Source organism: Pseudoxanthomonas sp. LjRoot204_2 (assembly GCF_056175765.1).
Genome location: NZ_JBGFFG010000417.1, coordinates 1 through 2,908 on the forward strand (window position 1 = coordinate 1; position 2,908 = coordinate 2,908).

The window sequence follows — 2,908 nt, forward strand, 5'->3', positions numbered from 1 at the left end:
GTCCTGACGGCGGCGCCCGGGATCAGCGCGCCGACGGGGCTGCCAGCTGGTTCTGCTTGCGCACGATGCACATCGCGATCTCGAGCGACTGCTCGTAGTTGAGGCGCGGATCGACCGTCGAGCGGTAGGCACGCTCCAGGTCCGCATCTGTCAGCTCCCGCGCCCCGCCGGTGCATTCGGTGACGTCTTCACCCGTCAACTCGAGGTGCACGCCACCCAGCCGCGTCCCGGCCGCCGCATGCAGGTCGAACGACTGCTCGACCTCGCTGCGCACGTTGTCGAAGCGACGCGTCTTGAACCCGTTGCTCGTGCTTTCCGTATTGCCGTGCATCGGGTCGCAGACCCAGAGCACGCGACGGCCATCGCGGCGTACCGCGTCCAACAACGGCGGCAGCTTGCCGGCGATCTGCGCGGCACCCATGCGATGGATGAACGTCAGGCGACCCGCTTCGTCTTCGGGATTCAGCACATCGATCAGGCGCAGCAACTGGTCCGGCGTCACCGACGGCCCCACCTTGATCGCGATGGGATTGCGCACGCCGCGCAGGTATTCCACGTGCGCACCATCGACCGCTGCGGTGCGCATGCCGATCCATGGATAGTGCGTGCTGAGGTTGAACCAGCCCCACTGGCGCGGCACCTCGCGGGTGAGCGCTTCCTCATACGGCAGCAGCAGTGCTTCGTGCGAGGTGTAGAAGTCGATCCGGTTGAGGTTGTGCACTTCGGAACCGGACAGGGTCTCCATGAACCTCACCGCGTCGCCGATCGAGGCGACCATCTGCTGGTACTCGGCCGCCAGTGGCGAATAGCCGACCCAGTTGAGGTTCCAGTACTCCGGATGGTGCAGGTCGGCGAAGCCGCCATCGATCAGTGCACGCACGAAGTTCATCGTCATCGCCGAGCGCGCGTGCGCCTTGATCATGCGACGCGGGTCCGGCACGCGCGCTTCCGCCGTGAAGTCCGGCGCATTGACCACGTCGCCGCGATAGCTGGGCAACGTCACGCCATCGCGCGTCTCCATGTCCGCTGACCGCGGCTTGGCATACTGTCCCGCAAACCGGCCCACCCGCACCACCGGCAGCCGCAGGCCATGCACGAGCACCAGGCTCATCTGCAGCAGCACCTTGAGCCGGTTCGAGATAAGCCCGGATTCGCAGTCGCTGAAGTTCTCCGCGCAGTCGCCGCCCTGCAACAGGAAGCGCTTGCCTTCCTGCGCCTCGGCAAGCTGCTTCTTGAGCGCGAAGATCTCCCACGATGTCACCAGCGGCGGCAGCTGGCGCAACTCGCCCAGCGCCGACTCGAGCGCCGCGGCATCGGGATAAGTCGGCATCTGCATCGCCGTCCTTTCCCGCCAGCTGCCCGGCGCCCAGTGGGTCGGGAGAGTGACGGCGCGAAGGTTGCGGTCGGACGGATTCATGGTGGGCTCCTGGGGGCCCACCATCGTGCCAGATTGATGCGCCGCGTCAAATCAGCGGAAGGTCGAGGTCCTGCGCGCGCGAAAGCCGATCCAGAGCGCCCAGATGGCCAGCACCACGAACCACACAAAGCTCCACATCGGCATCGTGAGGCCCAGGAAACTCCAGTCGATGGTGCTGCAGTCGCCCTTGGCGGCAAGCACCTTCTGCAGGACGCCCAGCCAGGTATTGTTCTCGATCATGTAGTCCCAGCCAGGGCCACAACTCGGCATCAGCGGCGGGTATAGCTGGACCCAGACATGACGCCCCGCGATGCCGATGCCCGCGGCGGCCCCCAGGAAGGCGAGCGCGCCGTACATGCGCCGCCCCCCGGGCTTGCGCGGCCCCTGCAACACGCCAAGCAGGAACAACACGCCGGTCGCGGCGAACGCCAGCCGCTGGAAGATGCAGAAAGGACAGGGTTCCAACTGGTGCACGAACTGCACGTACAGCGCATAGCCAAGCAGGCCCGCGCATATGGCGAAACCCAGGAAGCACTGCGCACGGAAACTCCAGCGGAGAGGATTCATCGGCACCCAGGACGTGAGGTCTGTCCGCATTATCCACGCCGATCGGCCGTGACGTCACCCCGCGGCGATCTGACGCATCGGGACAGCCCCTCCGCACGCCGGAAAACAAAAACCCCGGCCGGAGCCGGGGTTTCGGGTATCGCGAGGGTGGCGAGGCTTACTCGACCGCCGCTTCCGGACGGTCCACCAGCTCGACATACGCCATCGGGGCGTTGTCGCCGGCGCGGAAGCCGCACTTCAGGATGCGCAGGTAGCCACCCGGACGCGACTGGTAGCGCGGGCCGAGCGTGGTGAACAGCGTACCGACGGCTTCCTTGTCGCGCAGGCGCGAGAAGGCAAGACGACGATTGGCGACGCCATCGATCTTGCCGAGGGTGATCAGCGGTTCTGCGACACGGCGCAGTTCCTTGGCCTTCGGCAGGGTGGTCTTGATCAGGCCGTGCTTGATGAGCGACGCGGCCATGTTGCGGAACATCGCTTCGCGATGGGCGCTGGTGCGGCTGAACTTGCGGCCGGCTTTCTGGTGGCGCATGGGTTGGATTCCTAAAGAAGAGTGGGACGTTGGACTTCGCTGTCGCCATCCAGGCGTTGCAACTGTGGACTGCGGGTGGTCCTAACCGGCCATCCTTGACCGGAGCGCCGCGGGCCTTCAGGTCCGTCGACGTGGGTGTTGCAGCGAAGCTCCCGCGCGAGCGCGGGAGCTTCGTGTTGCTTCATCAACCGAGCATGCCGTGCTGGGCGACACCGGCCGGCGGCCAGTTTTCCAGCTTCATGCCCAGGGACAGGCCGCGCTGCGCCAGGACTTCCTTGATCTCGGTCAGCGACTTCTTGCCGAGGTTCGGGGTCTTGAGCAGTTCGACTTCCGTCTTCTGGATCAGGTCGCCGATGTAGTAGATGCTCTCGGCCTTCAGGCAGTTGGCCGAA

At 65.7% G+C, this 2,908-nt stretch carries 4 protein-coding genes; all 4 read right to left on the reverse strand.

Annotated features, from left to right (window positions below; all coding sequences use genetic code 11):
* Positions 1-22 precede the first annotated feature (22 nt).
* Positions 23-1,417, reverse strand: a complete 1,395-nt coding sequence (locus AC04L7_RS15770) for a class II 3-deoxy-7-phosphoheptulonate synthase (protein WP_435997248.1) — start codon at positions 1,415-1,417, stop codon at positions 23-25.
* 51 nt (positions 1,418-1,468) lie between these two features.
* On the reverse strand, positions 1,469-1,984 hold the full coding sequence (locus tag AC04L7_RS15775) for a disulfide bond formation protein B (RefSeq protein ID WP_435997246.1): 516 nt from the start codon (positions 1,982-1,984) through the stop codon (positions 1,469-1,471).
* Between the two features lie 157 nt (positions 1,985-2,141).
* Positions 2,142-2,516 carry a 50S ribosomal protein L17 gene (gene rplQ / locus AC04L7_RS15780; protein ID WP_435997244.1) on the reverse strand — a complete coding sequence of 125 codons (375 nt, stop codon included), beginning with the start codon at positions 2,514-2,516 and terminating at the stop codon, positions 2,142-2,144.
* 184 nt (positions 2,517-2,700) lie between these two features.
* Positions 2,701-2,908: DNA-directed RNA polymerase subunit alpha C-terminal domain-containing protein (locus AC04L7_RS15785; RefSeq protein WP_475513378.1), on the reverse strand; the 208-nt coding region annotated here is incomplete at its 5' end.